Genomic DNA, 26,082 nt, shown 5'->3' on the forward strand with positions numbered 1-26,082 from the left:
GCAGGTTTTTTTATCTTTAAGCATGAAATATTTACTATGAAAAAAATCTTTATAATCATCCCTTTTGCCATTTTAATTGGATTTGTAAGCTTCAAAGTACTTAATAAGGATAGTGTGTCGCCCAAAGCCTTAGAAATGATTACGGCCTATCTTTCATCCAATGAATTGGAAGGGCGTGAAATAGGGTCTGTAGGAATTGAAAAAGCAGCCATATACATTGAGGCTGTTTTTGAAAAAAATAATATCAAACCTTATTTTGAAACGTATAGAAACAATTTTAAGTGGAGTGTTTTAGATGCTTACAATATTGTTGGCTATATAGAAGGTAATGACCCCAAACTTAAAAACGAGGTTGTTATTATAGGGGCGCATTATGATCATATTGGACTAGCAGATAAAGTTGGTAACGATGAACTTGCCAACGGGGCTAACGATAATGCATCGGGAGTGAGTGGGGTTTTACTAATAGCACAACATTTTGCAGCAACAAAAAGTAATAAGCGAAGCATTATAGTCGCCTTATTTTCTGCCGAAGAAAAAGGCATGTTAGGTTCGGCCCATTTAGCAAAAACACTTAAAGAGGATAATATAGACCTATACACCATGTTGAATTTTGAAATGATTGGAGTTCCTTTTCCAGATAGGGATTATATGGCATTTGTGACTGGATATGGACTATCAAATATATCTGAAAAAATAAATGAGTACAGCGATTTCAATCTTACTGGTTTATCTGAGATTTCAGAAGAAAGAGATTTATTTAAACGTTCAGATAATCATCCTTTTTATGAGACTTTTAAAGTGCCTTGCCACACCATATCATGTAGCGATTTGTCTAACTATGATTATTATCACCATGTAGATGATGAAACCGATAAATTGGATTACAAACACATGGCTAAATTAATAAGGAAAATCATCCCAGCTATTGAAGCCATTTGCAATACACCAACTAAAGAAATTAAACTATATAATGAGTAATATAATTATAACGGGTACAAGTAGAGGTATTGGTTTTGAGTTGGTTAAATTGTTTGCCAAGGCTGGGCATCACGTATTGGCACTTTCACGTAACGAAAAGTCAATAGCACTGCTTAAATTACATAATGTCACGTCTTTTTCGTTCGATTTAAGTGATGCCAATGCTTACAAAAAGGTATCGGATTTTATAAATACGAATTGGCAGCAAGTAGATGTGTTGATTAATAATGCTGGTATGCTTGTTAATAAACCATTTTCCCAACTTACTGTGGAAGATTTTGAAACCGTTTATAAAACCAATGTGTTTGGTGTGGTTGAATTAACTAAAATAGTGTTGCCTTATATGAAACAAGGTAGTCATGTGGTTACTATCAGTTCTATGGGTGGTGTACAAGGTAGCATAAAGTTTTCGGGATTGGCGGCCTACAGTTCCAGTAAAGCAGCCGTTATTAACTTGACCGAATTATTGGCTGAAGAATACAAAGATTCCGGTATCTCATTTAATGTGTTAGCGTTGGGAGCCGTACAAACCGAAATGTTGCAAGAAGCCTTTCCTGGTTACATAGCATCAACTTCAGCTTTAGAAATGGCAAACTATATTTTTGATTTTGCTCTAAACGGACAAAAATATTATAATGGGAAATTGTTACAAGTTTCTAATTCTACGCCTTAAAATTGTTCGACGTTATTTTTTACATTAAAACAGAAAATTGAAATCAATTAATTCCTGTTTTATATATTTGTTCCAATGAGGAATATTCTTTCTTTGATTTTTTTGCTAAACCTAGGAATAGGATTTGCTCAAATAACATTAACGCATAATGTTGGTAATATACCTATCGATACGGGGATGTTTTCTTGTGAGGATAGGGATGAAGGTTGGTCTAAAATTTTTAAGTTATCGGATTTTGGAATAAAACCAAATGAACAATTTTTTATTAACTCTTTACAAGTTGCTTTAAGCGAGTCTAATACTGGCGCCCACTTACAATTTAGTGTTTACAGTATTGATGAAAATTTCCCTATTTTTTTTCATTCGCTGTATCCCAGATCTGCTTTGGGAACTCGTGGTTATGGGCAAGCACCGTTAATTAATGGCCCTCCAGAAATTATGAATGTGTATTTTGAAGAGCCCATTATTGTTCCAGCAGGTACAGAAAAAATATTAGTCACGGTACACAAAAGTGTCGATTTTTATAATCCCGAATCGGCTAGGGTTGTTGTTGCTGGAACAGCTGAAGATACTGGTGAATCTTGGTATAGCGGATGTGATGAAAATTATGGTTTAACAAGAGTGTCAGAACTTAATAACCCAGTACCTAATGCAAATTTTTATATTAATGTAACTGGTGAAGCCATTGATATTACTAACTCAGGAGATTTATTAAGATTGTCTCATAACGTAGGTGACAATTTGTTAAGAACCAACATGTTTGGCTGCTCAAGTGCCATGTTTTATTGGGCAAGAGTTTTTGATTTGGATCAATTTAGAGTATTAGCCAATGAAGAATTAGTTATTAATTCCGGTCAGGTTGGTATAAGTGGTTCTGATGGTGGAACAAATATCAAATTTAATATTTACAAAATTGATGACAATTTTCCTGATTCATTTTCAGAATCTAATTTAATAGGAACTAGCAAATATGTTAGGGTGCCTTATATTAGCGAATATGATCCGCAAATAATAAATATCACGTTTGACGATCCTATTGTTATAAAACCAGCAGTTGATAAAATTTTAGTTGAGGTTGTTCATGATATAGTATGGGCTAGTGGCGTCATGTTTATTGCTGGTACAGAAGTGGATACAGACTTTTCATGGTATAAAGGTTGTGGAACGAAAGATTACTATGATGATTATTGTAATATGAAATATATTACCACAGAAGAACTAGGGCGTCCGAACAGCAAATTTTATATTAATTTAACAGGTAATAAGAATATAGTAGCGGAAAGTAAATTTGAAATATATACGACAAGTATTTGTTCAGAGTTTTTAAAGGAGTTTAGGGTAGAGAAAAAAGAAAATGTCGCTTCTATAGTTTGGAATTTTGGAGATCCGGCCTCTGGAGCAGATAATATCTCGACAGATATATCCCCTTTTCATGATTTTTCAGGAAATGGTACCTATACTGTTACAGCTAGGGTTACAGGTAATGATGGGAGTGTTGAGAATTTAACCCAAACTATTGATGTTAAAGAGCCTCCAACTGCCTACGGAATTAATAATATTTATGCTTGTGAAGACATTTTTAACTCTGATATTTCAACATCTTTTGATGTGTCTGCTATAGAACAGCAAGTTCTAGGTGGGCAAGTAAACAAACAAGTTACTTATATTGATGGATCAGGCAATCAATACTATACATTGCCGAATCCATTTACAAACACAATTAAGAATAGGGAAACCATAACGGTTAGAGTTGCTTATGATGATAACTCGTGTTGTTATTCTGAAACTACTTTCGATTTAATAGTTAATTCAAATAACCTTAATATTGATAATGTAGATGATTTATATGTTTGTGATAATGATTCTGATGGTTTTACAGTTTTTGATTTAACCCAAACCGAATCTGAAATTAAAAATGGAAACTCAGACTTGGTTGTTGAATTTTATCATCAAGATGGTGAATTAATCAATTCACTAAATACTGTAAATAGAGTTGTCAATCAAGAGACTGTAACAGGAAAAGTAACTAATATTAATACTAATTGTTCTAATGAGATTACTTTTAATTTAATAGTAATTCCACTACCAATAGCAAATACATTTAACGAAATAATTGGCTGCGACGACAACAACGATGGTATTTCAGAATATTTTGATACTTCAAATATTGAATCTCAAGTTTTAGGCAATCAAACAGGTTTGCAAGTCTCTTATTTTGATGTCAACGGAAATCCATTACCAAGTCCACTGCCAAATCCTTATACCAATACAGTTTCTAATGAGGAATTAATTACAGTACGAGTTATAAATCCAATAACGACTTGCTTTTCCGAAACTTCGGTAACTTTAAGAACGGCGTCTCAACCACAAATAAACCAACCTCAAACACTTTATGCCTGTGATTTAGGAAATGGTTTTGCAAATTTTAATACAACACATATTGAAAACGAAATCATAGGAAATCAAAACGGATTAAAAATCACCTATTTTGATGCAGGAAACAATCAATTGCCAAGTCCTTTGCCTTCAACGTTTCAAAATACCCAACCTTGGTCACAAATCATTTATGTTAGGGTAGAAAATGAGCTTAATAGTTTATGCTTTTCTGAGACCAGTTTTAATTTGATTGTAAACCCATTACCATTAGTTTCTATGGAGGATTCTTATTTTTTATGCAATTTAGAGCCATCATTAAGCGTAAGTGTTGAAAGTAATTTTGATACTTATAATTGGAAATATCAAGATGGCACAATTATTTCAAGTTCCTACCAAGCTGATTTGATTAATGCCGGAAATTACACCCTTACGGTTGGACAAAACAATAATGACATTTATTGTGAAAATAGTTTTGACTTTAAGTTGATTCGTTCTGAGCTTCCAAGTATCGTTAACGTGGAATTCAAAGAGCTATCTGATGATAATTATATAAAAATAAATGCTTCGGGAGATGGTGATTTTGAATATTCGATTGATGGCATTAATTATCAAAACAGTAATTTATTCAACAATGTTTCAGGGGGAATTTACATAGTTTCTGTTAAAGATAAATTAGGATGTGGTGAAGATTTTGAAGAGGTTGTTATTATAGATTATCCTAAATATTTCACTCCAAACGGAGATGGCGTAAATGATACTTGGCAAATAAAAGGAATAACAGATTATCCAAATGCTGAAATATTTATACATGACCGGTATGGCAAACTTTTAAAGCAAATTTCCGCAAAAGATGAGGGATGGGATGGTACTTTTAGAGGCCAAAAGTTGACTGCTACCGATTACTGGTTTACGGTTAAGCTAAATGATAACAATACGTTTACCGGACATTTTGCTTTGAAACGTTAATTTCAATTATTCTCAATATCACTGATATGATGTTCCAAAGCCTTTACGGATATCTGTATTTCTTTAATAAGCAATGCCAAAGATACAATCAATAATACTAAGGCGGCACCAAATACCCAAACCGCAATGGTTTGTTGTTGTACATAAATAAGAAACATAGTTAATACACATAACAACAAACTGCTAATACCATAAATTTGCATAGCGCGTGTTAGGTACAATCGTTTCTTTATATTCTCTATCTGCTTTATAAGTTGTTTGTCTTTTTTCTCAAGGTATTTGTCATGCAAACTTCTTACTACGGCAGCATAAGCCAAAAATCGGTTGGTGTAGGCGAGCATGATTAATGTAATGGCTGAAAATAAAACAGCAGGAGTGGTAAGCGTGAGTTCTTCCATGTACGTTTAAGTTTCCTATAAAGTTAAAGAACTTTTTAAACTAAGAGATTTATTAGATAAAAAATTTTAAATCAAAATTATTGCCATTTTAAAACTTTTCCTACTTTAGAAGCATGCAAGAAGATTTTTTACATTATCTCTGGAAACATAAAAAAATAGATGTTTCCAATATTAAAACCACAGATAACGAAATTATTAATCTACATTCTGTTGGGCAACATAATTTTAACGCTGGGCCTGATTTTTTTAATGCCCAATTAGAAATTGATAATCAGCTTTGGGCTGGTAATGTAGAGGTTCATATAAAATCATCCGATTGGTTTTTGCACAATCACGAATTGGATAAAGCGTATGATAATGTGATTTTGCATGTGGTCTGGGAGCATGATACCGATATATTCCGAAGAAATAATACAAAGATTCCAACTTTAGAATTAAAAAACTACTTATCTAAATCAGCCTTGAATAATTATGAAAAATTATTCTCCAAATCTGGTAAATGGATTAATTGCGAATATGATTTTTCAAGCATCAACGATTTTGATATTTTCAATTGGCTAGAACGTTTGTATTTGGAACGTTTAGAACGAAAATCAGAACACATTAATGCTTTGTTACTAGCTTCAAAAAACGATTGGGAAGCTGTTTTGTTTAAAATGCTTCTCAAAAATTTTGGGCTAAAGGTAAATGGCGATGCGTTTTTAAGTTTGGCAAATAGCGTAGATTTCTCAATTATTAGAAAGACGCTAACTAATAATACCACTTTAGAAGCCTTACTATTTGGACAAGCAGCATTATTGGAGCAAGAAATAGAAGAACCTTATTATTTAGAGTTGGCAAAAGAATATGAATTTTTAAAACAAAAATTTTTACTGTATAATAAGAATGTCATGCCCATCCAGTTTTTTAGGTTGCGTCCACCCAATTTCCCGACCATTAGACTATCGCAATTAGCAACATTATACCATCAAAATAAAAACTTATTTTCAAAAATTATAGAAATAAATACTTTAGATGATTTCTATGATTTGTTTTCTGTACCAACATCATCTTTTTGGGAATCGCATTATACCTTTGGGAAATCTTCAAAAAAATCAAGGAAAGTGCTAACCAAGGGATTTGTCGATTTGTTATTAATAAATACAATTATACCTTTAAAATTTAGCTATGCGAAATTTCAAGGCATTCATACTGAAGATTCCATAATAAGTTTGATCGAGTCTATTGCTTCAGAAAAGAACAACATTATAGAAAAATTCAATTCATTAAAATTAGTATCAAGGTCTGCATTACAATCCCAAGGATTGCTTCAGCTTAAAAACGATTATTGTAATAAAAATAAGTGTTTACAATGTGCCATAGGAAATTCTCTTTTACATAGTAATTGATTAAATTGCAGCATGAATATATTTTATAAAGTCTTATTATATTTTCAAAAACATGGGTATTATGTTTGCCAACGTATTGCCGATAGATTGGGTATTCGCGCCAAAGTTGTTAGAACGTCGTTTATGTATTTAACGTTTGTAACTGTAGGTTTTGGTTTTGCATTGTACTTGTTTTTGGCTTTTTGGATGCGTATTAAAGATTTGCTTTACACTAAACGATCTTCGGTTTTTGATTTATAGTTTTTTAAATTATAAAAATTAAAGCTTCAGAAGTAAAAATGCATTAATGGTTTTGTATTTTTATCAGCAGAAGTTTTAAAAAGCCATTTTTTTTTAGCATCTTGCTTACTTCTAGTAATTATTTTTCAATAAATCTAACCAACATAGAATTCTTATGAAGAAATATCTTCCTTCAATTTTCACTTTATTACCATTTTTAGCAATTGCACAAGACGTTACAGAAAAAGGACTTGATGAAAAAGTAAATGATGCTTTCATGCCTTTTGCTACTTGGTGGGAAGGTTTTATCTTGACTAAAGTTCCTATTGGGGAGTATCAAATTCCATTTGTGGTGCTTCTTTTGGTTTTAGGAGCGTCTTTTTTCACCATCTATTTTAAGTTTCCTAGTATTACTAAATTCTGGACAGCTATCAGTACCGTAAGGGGTAAGTATGTTGATATTGAAAAGCATGGCGTTGATAAGCTTTATAACAATGATGAAGCCTTGGCGGTTGAAGATATTCCGCATACTATAAGAGACGAAAGCGCTCATGGAGAAGTATCCCATTTTCAGGCATTGGCAACAGCTGTTTCTGGAACTGTTGGCCTTGGGAATATTGCTGGGGTTGCAGTAGCAATAGGCCTAGGTGGGCCAGGAGCCACGTTTTGGATGATTGTTTGTGGTTTATTAGGGATGTCAACCAAATTTGTGGAATGTACCTTAGGCGTAAAATATAGGGATATAGGGAAAGATGGTACTGTGTACGGTGGCCCCATGTACTATTTATCTAAAGGGATGAAAGAAATTGGTTTTGGTAAACTTGGTAAAGTATTAGGGATTCTATTTGCTGTGCTTTGCGTAGGGGCATCTTTTGGTGGTGGTAATGCATTTCAATCCAATCAGGCTGCTGTTCAAATAAGTACTTTATTAAATTTACAAGGAGGGGCCACTGGTGTTATTATAGGCATTGCTCTAGCCATTTTTGTTGGTATAGTAATTATAGGTGGTATAAAACGTATTGCTAAAATCACTGAGAAAATTGTGCCTTTTATGGCAGGACTTTACATTTTAGCTTCTTTGGTTATCATATTTGCTAATTTTAGTGATATAGGATTGGCATTTTCATTAATTATTAATGGAGCATTTTCACCTATGGCTGGTCTTGGTGGAGTGGTTGGCATAATCATTGTCGGATTTCAAAGAGCCGCTTTTTCTAACGAAGCGGGAGCAGGTTCAGCTGCTATTGCACACTCTGCGGTACGTACACAATATCCAGCTTCCGAAGGTGTTGTAGCTCTTTTAGAACCATTTATTGATACCGTTGTTATTTGTACCATGACTGCTTTGGTTATTATTTTCTTTAATATTAATGGTACAGACCCGCAAGCAGTATTCGATTATACGGCACAACATGGAAGTAGCGTGATTTTAAAATCAACCGGACTGCCCATTAGCGGAGTCGATTTAACCTCTTTGGCATTTGATTCGGTCATTCCTCACTTTTCCTATGTATTAACCATTGCTATTGTCTTGTTTGCTTTATCAACCATGATTTCTTGGTCATATTATGGCTTACAATCATGGAAATATTTATTTGGAAGAGGAAAAAAAGCGGACTTGGTTTATAAAATATTATTCTTATTCTTTGTAGTTATTGGAGCGGCAGCAACTTTAGATGCCGTTATCAAATTCTCTGATGCCATGATTTTGGCATTGGTATTCCCAAATATGATAGGATTATTTTTCTTATTTCCTAAAGTGAAACAAGAAATGAAACGGTATTTGGATGCCATCATGATTAAAAAAGAAGCCATTCAAGACGGCGCAGAGGATATTACAAAACACATGTAATTTTTTAAAAGAGTTTATATGAAATCCCATTTTACGTTTTCTAAAAGTCAGCGCAATGGGATTTTTTTATTGATAGTCCTTATCATTGTTTTTCAATGTATTTATTTTTTTATTGATGTTTCACCCGAAAAAATTAATGTCAACCAAGCATTATTAGAATCCTACAATAAAGAAATAGATTCATTACGCATGGCAGAATTGGAAGCTAGAAAACCAACCACCTATCCGTTTAATCCCAATTATATAACAGATTATAAAGGCGCTTCTTTAGGAATGACTAATGAAGAAATTGACAGGTTGTTGGCTTTTAAAAAGCAAAATCAATGGATTAATTCGGCAAAACAATTTCAGGAAGTTACCAAAATTTCAGATTCACTTTTAAATACCATATCACCCTATTTTAAATTTCCAGATTGGGTAGAGAATCCAGTTTCCAAACCCATTTCAACGTATAATAATAGTCCAAAAACCTTGGCTCAAAAGCAAGATTTAAATACAGCTACTGCGCAACAACTTCAAAAAGTGTATGGTGTGGGCGACGCTTTATCCCAACGCATCATTAAATACAGGAATAAATTTAAAGGTGGTTTTATTGCCGATATTCAACTTCAAGAAGTGTATGGTTTAACACCAGAGGTTATTGAAAACATCACAAAAGAATTCACGGTAAAAACACCTAGACCGATTGTTAAAATTAATTTAAATCAAGCAACTTCAGAGGAGCTTGTCACCATCCCATATCTAGATTATGATTTGGTTCATAACATCATAGAACAAAGACAATTAAGGGACGGATTTAAGGCAATTGAGGAATTAACAAAAGTTAAGGATTTTCCAATCGATAAATTAGATATAATTAAATTATATTTGTCGCTTCATTGAAAAAGAAAAAGAAAAACAAAAATGAATAATATGTACTTCACTGAAGAACATCATCTTTTTAGAAAAAGTCTTCAAGATTTTTTAAAAAAAGAAGTCGTTCAAAATGTAGATAAATGGGAACAAACAGGTGTCATTGATAAGGATATCTGGAAAAAATTTGGCGACATGGGCTTTTTGGGAATCAATTACCCAGAAGCTTATGGCGGATTAAATCTAGATCTTTTCTACACCGTTATTCTTCTAGAAGAACTTCAAAAAGTAAACTCTGGAGGTTTTGCAGCTGCTATTTGGGCGCATGTGTATTTAGCCATGACGCATTTAAATGCCGAAGGCAGTGAAGCTATTAAACAAACCTATTTAGCCCCAAGTATTACAGGTGATAAAGTTGGTTGCCTTTGCATTACCGAACCTTTTGGAGGAAGTGATGTAGCGGGTTTAAGAACAACCGCCGTTAAAGAAGGCGACTTTTATATCATTAATGGGTCTAAAACCTTTATTACTAACGGTGTTTATAGCGATTATTTAATTGTTACGGCAAAAACAAAACCAGAAGCAGGCAATAAAGGCATCAGTATTTTTGTTATTGATAGGGAAACACCAGGTATAACTTCAACCAAATTGAATAAACTTGGTTGGCGAGCGTCCGATACCGGAGAGATTGCCTTTAATAACGTCAAGATTTCTGCGAGCAATTTATTGGGTGAAGAAAACGACGGTTTTGGTTATATACTACAACATTTTGCTTTAGAAAGATTGGTTATGGGTATCAATGCCCATGCCCGTGCGGAATACGCTTTAGAATATACCTTAAATTATATGTCACAACGCGAAGCTTTCGGAAAGTCAATCGATAAATTTCAGGCTTTAAGACATACGTTGGTAGATATATATACCGATATGGAAATCTGTAAAGAATTCAATTATTCGGTGGCTTACAGATTGAATAAAGGCGAATACGTTGTGAAACAAGCCACAATGTCTAAATTAAAGTCCACTAAAATGGCCGATGAGGTTATTTACCAATGCCTTCAATTTTTAGGTGGTTACGGCTATATGGAAGATTATCCGTTGGCAAGACTATTTAGAGACAGTAGGTTAGGACCTATTGGTGGAGGCACTTCAGAAATTCTTAGGGAAATATTAGCTAAAATTATTATAGATAAAAAGGATTATAAACCAGTAGTATAAAAAATTCAGAATTTTGAATTCAGAATTCAGAATTAATTATATATTTGCACTCTGAAATTCTAAAAGAGAGGAGGTTAAGACACTATGTTAATAATACCAATTAAAGAAGGAGAAAACATCGATAGAGCGTTAAAGCGTTTTAAACGTAAGTTTGATAAAACAGGCGTAAAACGTCAGTTACAAAACAGAAAGCAGTTTACAAAGCCTTCAGTAGAGCGTAGGGCACAAATACAAAAAGCGCAATACATTCAAGGTTTAAGAGATGCAGAAGATAATATTTAATGAGCTTCTAAATCGTATATAATTTAATTCCCGCAACTCGCGGGATTTTTTTTTGTCCTAAAATTGAACATATCCCTGTTAAACTTTGTACTTTTAAGGTTGTACTTCTAACTTTGATAAATGTCTTTAAAAAAATTCACGGATTATTTATTGCTTGAGAAAAAGTATTCTACCCTAACGGTGAAAGCCTACCAAACCGATTTGGAAAGTTTTGTTGACTTTGTAAAAAGTGAATTTGATGAAGTCGCCATCCAAAACGTAAACTATTCCCAAATACGGAGTTGGATTGTATCCTTGGTTGAGAAAAAAGTATCCAATAGAAGCATCAACAGAAAAGTATCGGCTTTAAATACTTATTTTAAGTTTCTTCAAAAAGTAGGCGATATTAAATTAAATCCATTAACAAAACATAAAGCCTTAAAAACCAGTAAAAAAATTCAAATCCCTTTTTCGGAATCGGAAATCAATACGGCCATAGACGATTTATTTTATGAAGATAGTTTTGAAGGTATTCGTGATAAATTAATCATTGAGCTGTTTTATTCAACAGGAATAAGACGTATTGAGTTGGTGGAGTTGAAGCTTGCTAGCATCGATTTTCAAAACAACACCTTAAAAGTTTTAGGAAAAAGAAATAAAGAACGGTTAGTGCCGTTATTACATTCAGTAGTACAATCATTACATCATTATTTAAAATCCAGAAGTGAATTAAAAACCGTTGTCGATACCGATAAACTATTTTTAACAAAAAATGGCGTTAAAGTATATGAAACACTTGTTTACAGAATAATAAATGATTATTTTAGTAAGGCATCTTCAAAAGTGAAAAAGAGTCCGCATATTTTACGGCATTCTTTCGCAACACATTTGCTTAACCAAGGTGCAGATTTAAATGCTGTTAAAGAGCTTTTAGGACATTCCAGTTTAGCGGCAACTCAAGTTTATACGCATAATAGTATTGCAGAGTTGAAAAAAGTGCACGTAAATGCACATCCTAGAAGTAAAAAGTAAAATATTGTCTAACCCAAAACATGTAAGTATGAAAGTAAACACGCAGTCCGTTAATTTCAACGCAGACAAAAAGTTGATTAATTTTATCCAAAAGCGGATGGATAAATTAGATTTGTTTTATGATAAAGTCATACAATCCGACGTATATTTAAAGGTAGAAAACACGAGTGATAAAGAAAATAAAATTTTTGAAGCTAGGGTAAGTGTGCCGGGAGATAGCTTTGTAGTAAAAAAACAATGTAAATCGTTTGAAGAAGGAGCCGATATGGCGGCAGCGTCACTTGAACGACAACTTAAAAAGAGAAAAGAAAAGTTAAGAGCAAAATTGTGACAAAATTTATCAAAAAATGTTTTGATTAAATAAATAAATCTATACATTTGCAGTCCGTTAGAAATAGCGGGCTTTTTTTGTGCTAAAAAAGTAAGAAAAAGGCCGATGTAGCTCAGTTGGCTAGAGCAGCTGATTTGTAATCAGCAGGTCGTGGGTTCGAGCCCCTCCATCGGCTCTTTTAAAAAGACATTTCCCTTTGGGATTTGGATTTTGGAAATTGAAATTTTGAAAATTTGGGGAGATACTCAAGCGGCCAACGAGGGCAGACTGTAAATCTGCTGACTACGTCTTCGCAGGTTCGAATCCTGCTCTCCCCACAATGAATTTCTGCTAAAGCAGGAATCTGAAATTTTGGTTTTCTAATCTAAAAAATTAGAATAACTAAGGTTTTATACGTTCTTTAAGAAAGTGGATAGGAATTTCTTTTATGGAGATTTCATAAAAATTGCGGGAGTAGCTCAGTTGGTAGAGCGTCAGCCTTCCAAGCTGAATGTCGCCGGTTCGAACCCGGTCTCCCGCTCTAAAAATTTACGAGTTACGAAGTACAATTTCAAATTGTAAATGTAAAATCGGCAAATCGTAAATGAAACGCCGGTGTAGCTCAGGGGTAGAGCGTTTCCTTGGTAAGGAAGAGGTCACGAGTTCAATTCTCGTCATTGGCTCTATATTTGCAAAGAATTAGAATACACTAATATTATTATATAACTAAGATTTAAATTATTTAAAAACATGGCAAAGGCAACTTTCGATCGTTCAAAACCACACTTAAACATTGGTACAATTGGACACGTAGATCACGGTAAAACAACTTTAACTGCTGCTATTACTAAAGTATTAGCTGATGCAGGTTTATCAGAAGCAAAATCATTCGATCAGATTGATAACGCACCAGAAGAAAAAGAAAGAGGTATTACAATTAATACATCTCACGTAGAATATGCAACAGCTAACCGTCACTACGCTCACGTTGACTGTCCAGGTCACGCGGATTACGTAAAGAACATGGTTACTGGTGCTGCACAAATGGATGGTGCTATTTTAGTAGTTGCTGCTACAGATGGTCCTATGCCACAAACTCGTGAGCACATCTTATTAGGTCGTCAAGTAGGAATTCCTCGTATGGTTGTATTCATGAATAAAGTGGATATGGTTGATGATGAAGAGTTATTAGAGTTAGTTGAAATGGAAATCAGGGATTTATTATCTTTCTATGAATATGATGGAGATAATGGGCCTGTAATTGCTGGTTCTGCTTTAGGTGCACTTAATGGTGAGCCAAAATGGGTTGAAACAGTGATGCAATTAATGGAAGCTTGTGATACTTGGATTGAAGAGCCATTAAGAGAAATTGACAAACCATTCTTGATGCCTATCGAAGACGTATTCTCTATCACTGGTCGTGGTACTGTTGCTACAGGTCGTATAGAAACAGGTATCGCTAAAACTGGAGATCCAGTTGAGATCATTGGTATGGGAGCTGAGAAATTGACTTCTACTATCACTGGTATCGAGATGTTCCGTCAAATATTAGATAGAGGTGAAGCTGGAGATAACGCAGGTATCTTATTAAGAGGTATTGAGAAATCTCAAATCTCTAGAGGTATGGTTATTGTAAAACCAGGTTCTGTAACTCCACACGCTAAATTTAAAGCTGAGGTTTACATCCTTAAAAAAGAAGAAGGTGGACGTCATACTCCATTCCATAACAACTACCGTCCACAGTTCTACGTACGTACAACTGACGTGACAGGAAACATTTCTTTACCTTCAGGTGTTGAGATGGTTATGCCAGGAGACAACCTTACTATAACTGTTGAGCTTATCCAAAAAATTGCAATGAACGTAGGTTTACGTTTTGCAATCCGTGAAGGTGGTAGAACAGTAGGTGCTGGTCAGGTTACTGAAATTTTAGACTAAGATAGTTAAGTAAATACTGTAAGCTAAGGTATTCCGTTTTTTCGGAATACCTTGACTTATGTTTACGGGTTTAGCTCAGTTGGTAGAGCACTGGTCTCCAAAACCAGGTGTCGTGAGTTCGAGTCTCCCAACCCGTGCTAAAGTTAAAGATTGCTATTAAAAGTAACTTTATTGATTAGATTTAAAAGTGTTTGAAAATTTCTAATTTGATTTTAGAATATTAAAAAGGAATTTTTAATCCATTAAAAAATAAATATTTATAGAATGGCTGGATTTGTAAATTATATAAAAGAATCGTTTGGAGAACTAAAAAACAATGTAACCTGGCCAACATGGGCAGAAGCACAAAGTTTAACGGTTTTAGTTGCTGTATTTTCAATTATATTTTCACTTGCTATTTGGGGTGTCGATACGGTGTTCAGCAAAGTCATAACACTTTATTTCCAATGGATTAATGGATAAAACAAATTTTATGTCTGAAGTAGGTGAAAAAAAATGGTATGTTGTTAGGGCTGTAAGTGGTCAAGAAAACAAAATTAAGACTTATATAGAGAATGAAATTGCTCGATTAGGTCTTCAAGATTATGTTGATCATGTTTTAGTTCCAACTGAAAAAGTGATTCAGATTAGAAATGGGAAAAAAATAAATAAAGAAAAAGTTTATTTTCCAGGATATATAATGATTCAAGCAAACTTAACAGGTGAAATTCCTCATATTATTAGGTCTGTTACTAATGTCATAGGTTTTTTAGGTGAAACTAAAGGAGGAGATCCTGTGCCGTTAAGGCTATCTGAAGTTAACAGAATGTTAGGTAAGGTTGATGAGTTGTCTGTTGATGAAAGTGCAAATGTTATGATACCATTTACCAAAGGTGAGACCGTCAAAGTTATTGACGGACCATTCAATGGATTTGACGGTACCATTGAAAATATTAATGAAGAGAAGCGTAAACTTGAAGTTATGGTGAAAATTTTCGGAAGAAAAACACCATTGGAATTGAGCTTTATGCAAGTTGAAAAAGTATAATAATTGTTACACTATATAAATGATGTGCTACTAGGCTTCCAATTTTAGAAGTATATCGACTTAAATTATTAAAAATGGCAAAAGAATTATTTAAAGTAGTTAAGCTACAAGTTAGGGGAGGTGCAGCGAATCCGTCGCCACCGGTTGGACCCGCTTTAGGAGCTGCTGGAGTTAATATCATGGAATTCTGTAAGCAATTTAATGCTAGAACCCAAGATAAGCCTGGTAAAGTATTACCAGTTGCTATCTCTGTTTACAAAGACAAATCATTTGACTTTGTAATTAAGACTCCTCCTGCAGCGGTACAATTATTAGAAGCGGCCAAATTAAAAAAAGGTTCAGGAGAACCAAACCGAAAAAAAGTAGCTAAAGTTTCGTGGGACCAAATCAAAACAATAGCAGAAGATAAGATGGTAGATTTAAATGCATTTACTCTAGTGTCTGCTATGAAAATGGTTGCTGGTACTGCAAGGTCTATGGGTATAACCGTAACCGGAAACGCACCGTTTTAATCTATAAAAGACATTAAGAAATGGCAAGATTAACAAGAAAGCAAAAAGAAGCTTTAGCAAAAATAGAAAAAGGGAGACTTTATTCTCTTGATGAAGCATCAGTATTAGTAAAAGAAATTACAAGTACTAAGTTTGACGCATCAGTAGATATCGCGGTAAAATTGGGTGTAGATCCAAGAAAAGCGAACCAAATGGTAAGAGGTGTTGTATCGCTTCCACATGGTACTGGTAAAGACATGAAAGTATTAGCATTAGTAACTCCAGATAAAGAAGCAGAAGCTAAAGAAGCAGGAGCAGATTATGTTGGGTTGGATGAATATTTGGATAAAATCAAGAATGGTTGGACAGATGTTGATGTTATTATTACCATGCCTAGCGTAATGGGTAAATTAGGTCCGTTAGGACGTGTATTAGGCCCACGTGGTTTAATGCCAAACCCAAAGACAGGAACAGTAACAATGGATATTGCTAAAGCAGTAACAGAAGTAAAAGCTGGTAAAATCGATTTTAAAGTTGATAAAACTGGTATTGTACACGCTGCTATTGGTAAAGCATCATTTACAGCTGATAAAATTGCAGGAAATGCAAATGAATTAATTCAAACATTATTAAAACTTAAGCCAACTGCTGCAAAAGGTACTTATGTTAAAAGTATTCATATATCTAGCACCATGAGTCCTAGTGTTGCAATTGATCCTAAAGTTAGCTAATTAGTTAAAAACTTTTATTATGACAAGAGAAGAAAAATCACAAGTAATTCAAGAATTAACTGCAGACCTAGCTAACAATGCTAACATTTACATAGCAGATATTTCAGGATTAAATGCAGGTACGACTTCAGATTTACGTCGTGCTTGTTTTAAAGCGAACATAAAATTAGCTGTAGTTAAGAATACCTTGCTTGCAAAAGCAATGGAGGCTTCAGATAGAGAATTCGGAAATTTACCTTCAGTTTTAAAAGGTAATACCTCCGTTATGTATTCTGAAACTGGTAATGGTCCAGCTAAGTTAATTAAAACCTTCCGCAAGAAATCAGAAAAGCCTTTATTAAAAGGAGCATTTATTGAGGAATGTGTTTATATTGGAGATAACCAACTAGACATGCTAGTAGATATCAAGTCTAAAGAAGAGTTGATAGGTGAGATTATAGGATTACTACAATCTCCTGCTAAAAATGTTGTTTCTGCACTTAAATCAAGTGGTGGAAAACTAGCTGGAATTCTTAAAACACTATCCGAAAAAGAAGGATAGTATCACATAGTACGCACTTAATTACATTATATTAAATTAAAATTTATTAAAAACGATAGAAAAATGGCAGATTTAAAAGATTTCGCAGAACAATTAGTTAACTTAACAGTAAAAGAAGTTAATGAATTAGCTAAAATATTAAAAGAAGAGTATGGCATCGAGCCTGCTGCTGCTGCAGTTGCAGTTGCTGCTGGTCCTGCTGCTGGAGGTGATGAGGCAGCTGAAGTACAAACAGAATTTAATGTTATCCTTAAAGCAGCTGGTGCTTCTAAATTAGCAGTTGTTAAATTAGTTAAAGAATTAACTGGTTTAGGATTAAAAGAAGCTAAAGAATTAGTAGATAATGCGCCAAGCCCAGTTAAAGAGGGTGTTTCTAAAGATGAAGCAGAAGGCTTAAAAGCATCGTTAGAAGAAGCTGGAGCAGAGGTTGAGCTTAAATAAGCTTAGCAGCTAAACAATACCAAGGTTTAGGTCTGAAGTTAGCACTTCCAGACCTAAACCATTTTGCGTATATAACCATAAGATACGCCAATTATTATTTTTTTAATCAAAATTCCGTCCATTGATGTTATCAACACAAGCTGAAAGATTAAATTTCTCGTCTATTGTTAATAGAACAGAATACCCGGATTTCTTGGATATTCAGATAAAATCCTTTCAGGATTTTTTCCAATTAGAAACTAAATCTGAAGAAAGAGGACATGAAGGTTTATATAATACCTTCATGGAAAACTTCCCAATCACTGATTCACGTAATCAATTTGTTTTAGAATTTCTAGATTACTTTGTAGATCCACCAAGATATGCCATAGAGGAGTGTATAGAAAGAGGTCTTACTTATAGCGTTCCGTTAAAAGCAAGGTTAAAGTTATATTGTACAGACCCTGAACATGAGGATTTCGAGACCATTGTTCAAGATGTGTACTTAGGAACGATACCTTACATGACGCCAAGTGGTACTTTTGTTATCAATGGTGCCGAACGTGTTGTAGTATCTCAATTGCACCGTTCACCAGGGGTATTCTTTGGTCAATCATTCCATGCAAATGGGACTAAACTTTACTCAGCGAGAGTCATTCCATTTAAAGGTTCTTGGATTGAATTTGCTACAGATATTAACCAAGTGATGTATGCTTATATCGACAGAAAGAAAAAACTTCCTGTAACTACATTATTTAGAGCTATTGGTTTTGAACGTGATAAAGACATTCTTGAAATTTTCGACCTAGCTGAAGAAATTAAAGTTTCTAAATCTGGATTAAAAAAATACCAAGGAAGAAAATTAGCGGCGCGTGTTCTTAATACATGGCACGAGGATTTTGTGGATGAGGATACTGGTGAGGTTGTATCTATTGAGCGTAATGAAATTGTGCTTGATCGTGATACTGTTTTAGATAAAGATAATATTGAAGAAATTATAGAAGCCGATGTTAAGACGATTCTTTTACACAAAGAAAGTGCACAACAAGGTGATTATGCTATTATTCATAACACGCTTCAAAAAGATCCAACAAACTCTGAAAAAGAGGCTGTTGAACATATATATAGACAACTACGTAATGCTGAACCACCCGATGAGGAAACTGCACGTGGTATCATAGATAAATTATTCTTTAGTGACCAACGTTACTCTTTGGGTGAAGTAGGTCGTTATAGAATGAACAAAAAATTGAATCTTGATATTGGAATGGACAAACAAGTTTTGACCAAAGAAGATATCATTACCATTATAAAATATTTAATCGAGCTTATCAATTCTAAAGCTGAGATTGATGATATTGACCACTTATCAAACCGTCGTGTACGTACAGTTGGTGAGCAACTATCACAACAATTTGGTGTTGGTTTAGCGCGTATGGCTCGTACCATTCGTGAGCGTATGAACGTTCGTGATAATGAGGTGTTTACACCAATAGATTTAATTAATGCTAAGACATTATCGTCTGTTATTAATTCATTCTTCGGTACAAACCAGTTATCTCAATTCATGGATCAAACAAATCCGTTAGCTGAGATTACACACAAACGTCGTTTATCAGCTCTAGGACCAGGAGGTTTATCAAGAGAGAGAGCAGGTTTTGAGGTACGTGACGTTCACTATACCCATTATGGAAGACTTTGTCCAATTGAAACACCAGAGGGACCAAATATTGGTTTAATTTCATCACTATCTGTTTTTGCGAAAGTCAACTCCATGGGATTCATTGAAACGCCTTATCGCCCTGTGACAAATGGTGCCGTTGATATTAAAAATGCCCCCGTTTACTTAAGTGCTGAAGAAGAAGAAGGTAAATTGATTGCTCAAGCAACTGTTAAAGTTGATGGAAATGGCAAGATTTTACATGATAAGGTAATTGCTAGAATGGAAGGTGATTTCCCAGTAATCGATCCATCCAATCTTCATTTTACGGATGTGGCACCAAACCAAATTTCATCAATATCAGCATCTTTAATTCCTTTCTTGGAACATGATGATGCGAATAGAGCATTGATGGGATCGAACATGATGCGTCAAGCAGTACCATTATTGTTACCGCAAGCACCTATCGTTGGAACTGGTTTAGAGCGTCAAGTCGCTTCAGATTCCCGTGTATTGATTAATGCTGAAGGAAGTGGAGTCGTGCTTTATGTGGATGCAAATGAGATAAGAATACAATACGATCGTACTGAAGATGAAGCTGCGGTAAGTTTTGATAGTGATGTTAAAACCTATCCGTTAGTAAAATTCAGAAAAACCAATCAAGGCACCAGTATCAACTTAAAACCAATTGTGGTTAAAGGAGATAAAGTAACTAAAGGTCAAGTGTTGTGTGAAGGTTATGCAACCCAAAAAGGAGAATTGGCATTAGGTAGAAATATGAAAGTGGCCTTCATGCCTTGGAAAGGTTATAATTTCGAGGATGCGATTGTAATTTCTGAGAAAGTAGTTCGTGAAGATATATTTACATCGATTCACGTTGATGAATATTCTTTAGAAGTTAGAGATACTAAATTAGGAAATGAGGAATTGACTAATGATATTCCTAACGTTTCTGAAGAAGCAACAAAAGATTTGGATGAAAACGGTATGATTCGCATTGGCGCAGAAGTGAAACCGGGAGACATTCTTATCGGTAAAATCACTCCTAAAGGAGAATCAGATCCAACACCTGAAGAGAAATTACTTAGAGCAATCTTTGGTGATAAAGCAGGTGATGTGAAAGATGCGTCTTTAAAAGCATCTCCATCATTAAATGGTGTTGTCATTGATAAAAAATTATTCTCTCGTGCTGTAAAAGATAAACGTAAGAGAGCACAGGATAAAGATGATATTACGCATTTAGAAGCAATTTATGATGCTAAGTTTGAAGATTTAAAAACGATTTTAATCGACAAATTATTCAACATCGTTAATGGTAAAACATCCCAAGGTATCTTTAATGATTTAGGTGAAGAAGTATTGCCAAAAGGTAAAAAATTCACACTTAAAATGTTAAATGCAGTTGATGATTATGCGCATTTAATATCTGGAAAATGGACCACAGATGACCATACCAATAAATTGGTTGCCGACTTAATCCATAACTATAAAATTAAAGAAAACGACTTACAAGGGTCTTTAAGACGTGAGAAGTTTACAATTTCTGTAGGAGATGAGTTGCCAGCTGGTATCATTAAACTTGCTAAAGTATATATCGCTAAAAAGCGTAAACTTAAAGTAGGTGATAAAATGGCAGGACGTCATGGTAATAAAGGTATTGTAGCTCGTATTGTTAGAGCAGAAGATATGCCTTTCTTAGAAGACGGAACACCTGTTGATATCGTATTAAATCCGTTAGGTGTACCATCGCGTATGAACATCGGACAGATTTACGAAACTGTTCTTGGATGGGCGGGTCAAAAATTAGGGCGCACTTATGCAACTCCTATTTTTGATGGTGCTACGATAGATCAAATTAATGAACTGACTGATGAAGCAGGTATTCCAAGATATGGACATACTTATTTATATGATGGTGGAACAGGAGAGCGTTTTGATCAACCAGCAACGGTTGGTGTCATCTATATGTTGAAATTAGGACATATGGTTGATGATAAAATGCACGCACGTTCTATCGGACCATACTCATTAATAACGCAACAACCGCTTGGTGGTAAAGCACAATTTGGTGGTCAACGTTTTGGTGAGATGGAGGTATGGGCTTTAGAAGCTTATGGCGCTTCAGCTACATTAAGAGAAATTTTAACTGTAAAATCTGATGACGTTATTGGTAGAGCCAAAACTTACGAAGCTATCGTAAAAGGTGAGCCAATGCCAGAACCTGGATTACCAGAATCATTTAATGTATTAATGCACGAACTTAAAGGTTTAGGCTTAGACATTAGATTAGAGGAATAATGAATTTCATGGTTCAGACGAATTAGTCTGAACCATGGATTCTATATAATGTTTACAAATAATTCGATATCACCATATATCATGGCAAGAAAACAAGATAAGAATACAGTAAAAAGATTTAACAAAATCACAATTGGTTTAGCATCGCCAGAATCAATTTTAGCGGAGTCTAGAGGCGAGGTTTTAAAACCAGAAACTATCAATTATCGTACCCACAAACCAGAAAGAGATGGTTTGTTCTGTGAGCGTATTTTTGGTCCAGTTAAGGATTATGAATGTGCTTGCGGTAAATATAAAAGAATTCGCTACAAAGGCATCGTTTGCGATCGTTGTGGTGTAGAAGTAACTGAAAAGAAAGTGCGTCGTGATCGCGTAGGGCATATCAATTTAGTGGTGCCAATTGCTCATATCTGGTACTTCCGTTCGTTACCAAATAAAATAGGATATCTTTTAGGCTTACCGTCTAAAAAATTAGATATGATTATCTATTATGAGCGTTATGTGGTTATTCAACCGGGTAATGCAAAGAATGAAGATGGAGAGCCATTACAAACGATGGATTTCTTAACAGAGGAAGAGTATTTAAATATACTGGAGTCACTTCCACAAGATAATCAATATTTAGATGACCACGACCCTAACAAGTTTCTTGCTAAAATGGGTGCGGAGTGTTTAATTGAATTGTTGGCTAGAATTGATTTAGAAGCGTTGTCTTATGAATTACGCCATAAAGCGAATACTGAAACTTCTAAGCAACGTAAAACGGAAAGTTTAAAACGTTTACAAGTTGTTGAATCGCTTCGTGAATCGAATCAAAATAGAGAAAACCGTCCTGAGTGGATGATTATGAAAGTCATTCCAATCATCCCACCAGAATTACGTCCGTTAGTGCCGTTAGATGGTGGTCGTTTTGCAACATCAGATTTAAATGATTTATACCGTCGTGTGATCATCCGTAACAATCGTTTAAAAAGATTGGTGGAGATTAAAGCTCCTGAAGTGATTTTACGTAATGAAAAACGTATGCTTCAAGAGTCTGTAGATTCATTATTTGATAATACACGTAAATCTTCGGCTGTAAAAACCGATTCTAACAGGCCATTAAAATCATTATCAGATTCATTAAAAGGTAAACAAGGACGTTTCCGTCAAAACCTTTTAGGAAAACGTGTCGATTATTCTGCACGTTCTGTTATTGTTGTGGGACCAGAATTAAAATTACATGAATGTGGATTGCCAAAAAACATGGCCGCAGAATTATACAAACCTTTCGTTATCAGAAAATTGATTGAAAGAGGTATTGTAAAAACTGTAAAATCTGCAAAGAAAATTATAGATAAAAGAGAACCTGTAGTTTGGGATATTTTAGAAAACGTTTTAAAAGGACATCCAGTACTTTTAAATCGTGCTCCTACATTACACAGACTAGGTATTCAAGCATTTCAACCAAAATTAATTGAAGGGAAAGCCATTCAGTTGCACCCTTTAGTGTGTACAGCGTTTAACGCGGATTTTGATGGTGACCAAATGGCGGTACATTTACCATTAGGTCCAGAAGCTATTTTAGAGTGTCAATTATTAATGTTGGCATCTCACAATATCTTAAATCCAGCGAACGGTTCACCAGTTACTGTACCATCTCAAGACATGGTTCTTGGTCTGTATTACATGACCAAGTTACGTAAGTCTACACCAGATGCACCAGTAAAAGGTGAAGGTTTAACTTTCTATGCACCAGAAGAAGTTGAAATCGCTTTTAATGAGAAAAAAGTAGACTTAAACGCAGCTATTAAAGTAAGAACTTTAGATATTAATGCCGATGGTAAATTAGCACCAACAATTATTGAAACTACTGTTGGTCGTGTGTTATTTAACCAAAAAGTGCCACAAGCAGCAGGTTATATTAATGAGGTACTTACCAAAAAGTCGTTAAGAGATATTATTGGAAACATTCTTAAGTTCACATCTGTTCCTGAAACAGCTGATTTCCTTGATGAAATTAGAACTTTAGGATTTAAGTTTGCATTCCAAGGTGGATTGTCATTCAGTTTGGGTGATATTATTATTCCACCAGAAAAACAAGGTATGATTGATAAAGCCAATACGCTTGTTGATGGTATCATGGCCAACTATAATATGGGTCTTATTACAAACAACGAACGTTATAACCAGGTTATTGATATATGGACTTCTACCAATGCTGAATTGACTGAATTGTCAATGAAACGTATTCGTGAAGACCAACAAGGGTTTAACTCGGTGTATATGATGCTTGATTCTGGAGCTCGTGGATCTAAAGAACAAATTCGTCAGCTTACAGGGATGCGTGGTTTGATGGCGAAGCCTAAAAAATCGAATGCAGGTGGAGGAGAGATTATTGAAAATCCGATTCTTTCTAACTTTAAAGAAGGTCTTTCAATTTTAGAATACTTCATTTCTACACACGGTGCTCGTAAAGGTCTTGCCGATACGGCTTTAAAAACGGCCGATGCTGGTTACTTAACCCGTCGTTTGGTGGACGTTTCTCAAGATGTTATTATTAATACAGTAGATTGTGGTACTTTAAGAGGTGTTGAAGTTGAGGCATTAAAGAAAAATGACGAAGTTGTTGAAACTCTTGAAGAAAGAATTGTAGGTCGTGTATCATTAAATGATGTTTACAACCCGTTAACTGAAGAATTGTTAGTAGCTTCTGGAGAATTAATTGACGATGATGTTGCCAAAGCGATTGAAGAATCTCCAATTGATGCTGTTGAAGTACGTTCTGCTTTAACTTGTGAAGCATTAAAAGGCATTTGTGCTAAATGTTACGGACGTAACTTGGCTACAGGCAAAATGGTTCAACGTGGTGAAGCGGTTGGTGTTGTTGCAGCTCAGTCTATTGGAGAGCCTGGAACACAGTTAACACTTCGTACATTCCACGTAGGGGGTATTGCAGGTAACATTTCCGAAGAAAATAAATTAGCCGTTAAATTCAATGGTATTGCAGAAATTGAAGATTTAAAAACAGTCAAAGGACAGGACAGCGAAGGTAATGCGATTGATATTGTTATTTCACGTACCTCTGAGATTAAACTTGTTGATAAGAAAACAGGTATTACTTTAAGTACCAACAATATTCCTTACGGCTCTACTATTTATGTTAAAAATGGACAAGAATTAACCAAAGGTGATGTGGTTTGTACCTGGGATCCATACAACGGTGTTATTATTTCTGAGTTTGCTGGAAAAATCAAATATGAGAATATAGAGCAAGGTATGACTTATCAAGTGGAGATTGATGAGCAAACAGGTTTCCAAGAAAAAGTAATTTCTGAATCTAGAAACAAGCGATTAATCCCAACACTTCATATTGAGGATGGAAAAGGAGAAATCATACGTTCCTACAACTTACCAGTTGGTGCCCACTTAATGATTGATAATGGAGAGAAAATTAATGTTGGTAGAATATTAGTTAAAATTCCAAGAAAATCATCTAAATCTGGAGATATTACAGGAGGTTTACCACGTGTAACTGAGTTGTTCGAAGCACGAAACCCTTCCAATCCAGCGGTGGTAAGTGAAATTGATGGTGTTGTTTCTTTTGGAAAAATCAAAAGAGGTAACCGCGAGATTGTCATTGAATCTAAATTAGGAGAGGTTAAGAAATATCTAGTAAAATTATCTAATCAAATTCTTGTTCAAGAGAATGATTACGTAAAAGCGGGTATGGCATTATCTGATGGTTCCATCACGCCTAACGACATATTGGATATTAAAGGGCCATCTGCGGTTCAGCAATATTTAGTGAATGAAGTACAAGAAGTATATCGTTTACAAGGTGTGAAAATCAACGACAAACACTTTGAGGTTGTTGTAAGACAGATGATGCGTAAAGTGAGGATTATTGATTCTGGTGATACCTTGTTCTTAGAAGATCAATTGGCTCATAAAGATGATTTTATCATGGAAAATGATGCCATCTTCGGAATGAAAGTGGTAGAAGATGCTGGAGATTCAGTAAACCTTAAACCAGGTCAAATTATAACACCTCGTGTATTAAGGGATGAAAACTCTATTTTACGTAGAGAAGATAAAAAACTTGTTGAGGCAAGGGATGCAAGACCTGCAACCGCTACGCCAATATTACAAGGTATTACTAGAGCATCACTTCAAACAAAATCATTTATTTCGGCAGCATCGTTCCAAGAAACAACGAAGGTTCTTAACGAAGCGGCAGTTGCTGGAAAAATTGATGATTTAGAAGGACTTAAAGAAAATGTAATTGTAGGACACAGAATTCCAGCAGGAACAGGTATGCGTCGCTACTCTGATATTATCGTAGGTTCTAAAGAAGAGTTTGATGAAATGATGCAAGTAAAAAAAGAATTAAATTATAATTAATTGTGATTCCTGCGGAGGTAGGAATCTGTCAAAACAAAAGCCTTCATGTATATTAACTTGAAGGCTT

General features: G+C 34.7%; 21 protein-coding genes and 5 tRNA genes. 25 read left to right on the forward strand and 1 reads right to left on the reverse strand.

Features of this window, described 5'->3' with window-relative positions; translation table 11 throughout:
- The first annotated feature begins 36 nt into the window (after positions 1–36).
- The 3 genes from CDH50_RS10320 (at position 37) to CDH50_RS10330 (ending at position 4,996) form a co-directional block, all read left to right on the forward strand.
- Positions 37–981 carry a M28 family peptidase gene (locus tag CDH50_RS10320; RefSeq protein WP_100612204.1) on the forward strand — a complete coding sequence of 315 codons (945 nt, stop codon included), beginning with the start codon at positions 37–39 and terminating at the stop codon, positions 979–981.
- A complete protein-coding gene (locus CDH50_RS10325) occupies positions 974–1,654 on the forward strand; it encodes an SDR family NAD(P)-dependent oxidoreductase (protein WP_100612205.1) in 681 nt (226 codons plus the stop codon). Before CDH50_RS10320 ends, CDH50_RS10325 begins: the two co-directional genes overlap by 8 nt.
- 75 nt (positions 1,655–1,729) lie before the next feature.
- On the forward strand, positions 1,730–4,996 hold the full coding sequence (locus CDH50_RS10330) for a T9SS type B sorting domain-containing protein (RefSeq protein WP_232731997.1): 3,267 nt from the start codon (positions 1,730–1,732) through the stop codon (positions 4,994–4,996).
- 2 nt (positions 4,997–4,998) lie between these two features.
- Here CDH50_RS10330 and CDH50_RS10335 read toward each other — a convergent pair whose 3' ends face one another.
- Positions 4,999–5,394, reverse strand: a complete 396-nt coding sequence (locus tag CDH50_RS10335) for a DUF2721 domain-containing protein (protein ID WP_100612206.1) — start codon at positions 5,392–5,394, stop codon at positions 4,999–5,001.
- A gap of 113 nt (positions 5,395–5,507) precedes the next feature.
- Between CDH50_RS10335 and CDH50_RS10340 the strand changes: the two genes are divergently transcribed.
- From CDH50_RS10340 to rpoC, 22 genes are all read left to right on the forward strand, one after another.
- Positions 5,508–6,782 (forward strand): DUF2851 family protein, encoded by a 1,275-nt coding sequence (locus CDH50_RS10340; protein WP_100612207.1) that lies wholly within the window; start codon positions 5,508–5,510, stop codon positions 6,780–6,782.
- A 12-nt stretch (positions 6,783–6,794) separates the two neighbouring features.
- Positions 6,795–7,022: a PspC domain-containing protein gene (locus CDH50_RS10345; protein WP_100612208.1), complete on the forward strand. Its 228-nt coding sequence runs from the start codon at positions 6,795–6,797 to the stop codon at positions 7,020–7,022.
- 154 nt (positions 7,023–7,176) lie between these two features.
- Positions 7,177–8,853, forward strand: coding sequence for an alanine/glycine:cation symporter family protein (locus CDH50_RS10350; protein ID WP_100612209.1), 1,677 nt, complete (start codon positions 7,177–7,179; stop codon positions 8,851–8,853).
- Between the two features lie 18 nt (positions 8,854–8,871).
- Positions 8,872–9,735, forward strand: a complete 864-nt coding sequence (locus CDH50_RS10355) for a ComEA family DNA-binding protein (RefSeq protein WP_100612210.1) — start codon at positions 8,872–8,874, stop codon at positions 9,733–9,735.
- A 21-nt stretch (positions 9,736–9,756) separates the two neighbouring features.
- On the forward strand, positions 9,757–10,923 hold the full coding sequence (locus CDH50_RS10360) for an acyl-CoA dehydrogenase family protein (protein WP_100612211.1): 1,167 nt from the start codon (positions 9,757–9,759) through the stop codon (positions 10,921–10,923).
- Positions 10,924–11,007: 84 nt separating this feature from the next.
- Positions 11,008–11,205 (forward strand): 30S ribosomal protein S21, encoded by a 198-nt coding sequence (gene rpsU / locus CDH50_RS10365; protein WP_100612212.1) that lies wholly within the window; start codon positions 11,008–11,010, stop codon positions 11,203–11,205.
- Positions 11,206–11,325: 120 nt separating this feature from the next.
- A complete protein-coding gene (locus CDH50_RS10370; protein WP_100612213.1) occupies positions 11,326–12,216 on the forward strand; it encodes a tyrosine-type recombinase/integrase in 891 nt (296 codons plus the stop codon).
- A gap of 28 nt (positions 12,217–12,244) precedes the next feature.
- Entirely contained in the window at positions 12,245–12,547 is a 303-nt protein-coding gene (gene hpf / locus CDH50_RS10375; protein WP_100612388.1) for a ribosome hibernation-promoting factor, HPF/YfiA family, read from the forward strand.
- 101 nt (positions 12,548–12,648) lie between these two features.
- Positions 12,649–12,722, forward strand: a tRNA-Thr gene (locus CDH50_RS10380).
- Between the two features lie 60 nt (positions 12,723–12,782).
- Positions 12,783–12,864, forward strand: a tRNA-Tyr gene (locus tag CDH50_RS10385).
- Positions 12,865–12,994: 130 nt separating this feature from the next.
- Positions 12,995–13,067 (forward strand) — tRNA-Gly (locus tag CDH50_RS10390).
- Positions 13,068–13,137: 70 nt separating this feature from the next.
- A tRNA-Thr gene (locus CDH50_RS10395) sits at positions 13,138–13,209 on the forward strand.
- A 67-nt stretch (positions 13,210–13,276) separates the two neighbouring features.
- Positions 13,277–14,464 (forward strand): elongation factor Tu, encoded by a 1,188-nt coding sequence (tuf, locus tag CDH50_RS10400; protein ID WP_100612214.1) that lies wholly within the window; start codon positions 13,277–13,279, stop codon positions 14,462–14,464.
- Positions 14,465–14,528: 64 nt separating this feature from the next.
- Positions 14,529–14,601, forward strand: a tRNA-Trp gene (locus tag CDH50_RS10405).
- A 127-nt stretch (positions 14,602–14,728) separates the two neighbouring features.
- A complete protein-coding gene (gene secE, locus CDH50_RS10410) occupies positions 14,729–14,926 on the forward strand; it encodes a preprotein translocase subunit SecE (protein ID WP_100612215.1) in 198 nt (65 codons plus the stop codon).
- Between the two features lie 10 nt (positions 14,927–14,936).
- Positions 14,937–15,491: a transcription termination/antitermination protein NusG gene (gene nusG, locus CDH50_RS10415; RefSeq protein WP_100612389.1), complete on the forward strand. Its 555-nt coding sequence runs from the start codon at positions 14,937–14,939 to the stop codon at positions 15,489–15,491.
- A 74-nt stretch (positions 15,492–15,565) separates the two neighbouring features.
- Positions 15,566–16,003 carry a 50S ribosomal protein L11 gene (rplK, locus tag CDH50_RS10420; protein WP_100612216.1) on the forward strand — a complete coding sequence of 146 codons (438 nt, stop codon included), beginning with the start codon at positions 15,566–15,568 and terminating at the stop codon, positions 16,001–16,003.
- A 20-nt stretch (positions 16,004–16,023) separates the two neighbouring features.
- Positions 16,024–16,713 carry a 50S ribosomal protein L1 gene (gene rplA / locus CDH50_RS10425; protein WP_100612217.1) on the forward strand — a complete coding sequence of 230 codons (690 nt, stop codon included), beginning with the start codon at positions 16,024–16,026 and terminating at the stop codon, positions 16,711–16,713.
- A 19-nt stretch (positions 16,714–16,732) separates the two neighbouring features.
- Positions 16,733–17,254 carry a 50S ribosomal protein L10 gene (gene rplJ, locus CDH50_RS10430; protein WP_100612218.1) on the forward strand — a complete coding sequence of 174 codons (522 nt, stop codon included), beginning with the start codon at positions 16,733–16,735 and terminating at the stop codon, positions 17,252–17,254.
- 63 nt (positions 17,255–17,317) lie between these two features.
- Positions 17,318–17,695, forward strand: a complete 378-nt coding sequence (gene rplL / locus CDH50_RS10435; RefSeq protein WP_100612219.1) for a 50S ribosomal protein L7/L12 — start codon at positions 17,318–17,320, stop codon at positions 17,693–17,695.
- Between the two features lie 124 nt (positions 17,696–17,819).
- Positions 17,820–21,632, forward strand: a complete 3,813-nt coding sequence (gene rpoB, locus CDH50_RS10440) for a DNA-directed RNA polymerase subunit beta (RefSeq protein WP_100612220.1) — start codon at positions 17,820–17,822, stop codon at positions 21,630–21,632.
- Between the two features lie 81 nt (positions 21,633–21,713).
- Positions 21,714–26,015 carry a DNA-directed RNA polymerase subunit beta' gene (rpoC, locus tag CDH50_RS10445; protein WP_100612221.1) on the forward strand — a complete coding sequence of 1,434 codons (4,302 nt, stop codon included), beginning with the start codon at positions 21,714–21,716 and terminating at the stop codon, positions 26,013–26,015.
- Positions 26,016–26,082: the final 67 nt, after the last annotated feature.

The organism is Confluentibacter lentus (assembly GCF_002806995.1).
GTDB lineage: Bacteria > Bacteroidota > Bacteroidia > Flavobacteriales > Flavobacteriaceae > Confluentibacter > Confluentibacter lentus.

Coding starts and splice junctions, on each gene's coding strand:
- CDH50_RS10320 (WP_100612204.1), top strand. CDS start 37: ATGAAAAAAATCTTTATAATCATCCCTTTTGCCATTTTAATTGGATTT.
- CDH50_RS10325 (WP_100612205.1), top strand. CDS start 974: ATGAGTAATATAATTATAACGGGTACAAGTAGAGGTATTGGTTTTGAG.
- CDH50_RS10330 (WP_232731997.1), top strand. CDS start 1,730: ATGAGGAATATTCTTTCTTTGATTTTTTTGCTAAACCTAGGAATAGGA.
- CDH50_RS10335 (WP_100612206.1), bottom strand. CDS start 5,394: ATGGAAGAACTCACGCTTACCACTCCTGCTGTTTTATTTTCAGCCATT.
- CDH50_RS10340 (WP_100612207.1), top strand. CDS start 5,508: ATGCAAGAAGATTTTTTACATTATCTCTGGAAACATAAAAAAATAGAT.
- CDH50_RS10345 (WP_100612208.1), top strand. CDS start 6,795: ATGAATATATTTTATAAAGTCTTATTATATTTTCAAAAACATGGGTAT.
- CDH50_RS10350 (WP_100612209.1), top strand. CDS start 7,177: ATGAAGAAATATCTTCCTTCAATTTTCACTTTATTACCATTTTTAGCA.
- CDH50_RS10355 (WP_100612210.1), top strand. CDS start 8,872: ATGAAATCCCATTTTACGTTTTCTAAAAGTCAGCGCAATGGGATTTTT.
- CDH50_RS10360 (WP_100612211.1), top strand. CDS start 9,757: ATGAATAATATGTACTTCACTGAAGAACATCATCTTTTTAGAAAAAGT.
- rpsU (WP_100612212.1), top strand. CDS start 11,008: ATGTTAATAATACCAATTAAAGAAGGAGAAAACATCGATAGAGCGTTA.
- CDH50_RS10370 (WP_100612213.1), top strand. CDS start 11,326: ATGTCTTTAAAAAAATTCACGGATTATTTATTGCTTGAGAAAAAGTAT.
- hpf (WP_100612388.1), top strand. CDS start 12,245: ATGAAAGTAAACACGCAGTCCGTTAATTTCAACGCAGACAAAAAGTTG.
- tuf (WP_100612214.1), top strand. CDS start 13,277: ATGGCAAAGGCAACTTTCGATCGTTCAAAACCACACTTAAACATTGGT.
- secE (WP_100612215.1), top strand. CDS start 14,729: ATGGCTGGATTTGTAAATTATATAAAAGAATCGTTTGGAGAACTAAAA.
- nusG (WP_100612389.1), top strand. CDS start 14,937: ATGTCTGAAGTAGGTGAAAAAAAATGGTATGTTGTTAGGGCTGTAAGT.
- rplK (WP_100612216.1), top strand. CDS start 15,566: ATGGCAAAAGAATTATTTAAAGTAGTTAAGCTACAAGTTAGGGGAGGT.
- rplA (WP_100612217.1), top strand. CDS start 16,024: ATGGCAAGATTAACAAGAAAGCAAAAAGAAGCTTTAGCAAAAATAGAA.
- rplJ (WP_100612218.1), top strand. CDS start 16,733: ATGACAAGAGAAGAAAAATCACAAGTAATTCAAGAATTAACTGCAGAC.
- rplL (WP_100612219.1), top strand. CDS start 17,318: ATGGCAGATTTAAAAGATTTCGCAGAACAATTAGTTAACTTAACAGTA.
- rpoB (WP_100612220.1), top strand. CDS start 17,820: ATGTTATCAACACAAGCTGAAAGATTAAATTTCTCGTCTATTGTTAAT.
- rpoC (WP_100612221.1), top strand. CDS start 21,714: ATGGCAAGAAAACAAGATAAGAATACAGTAAAAAGATTTAACAAAATC.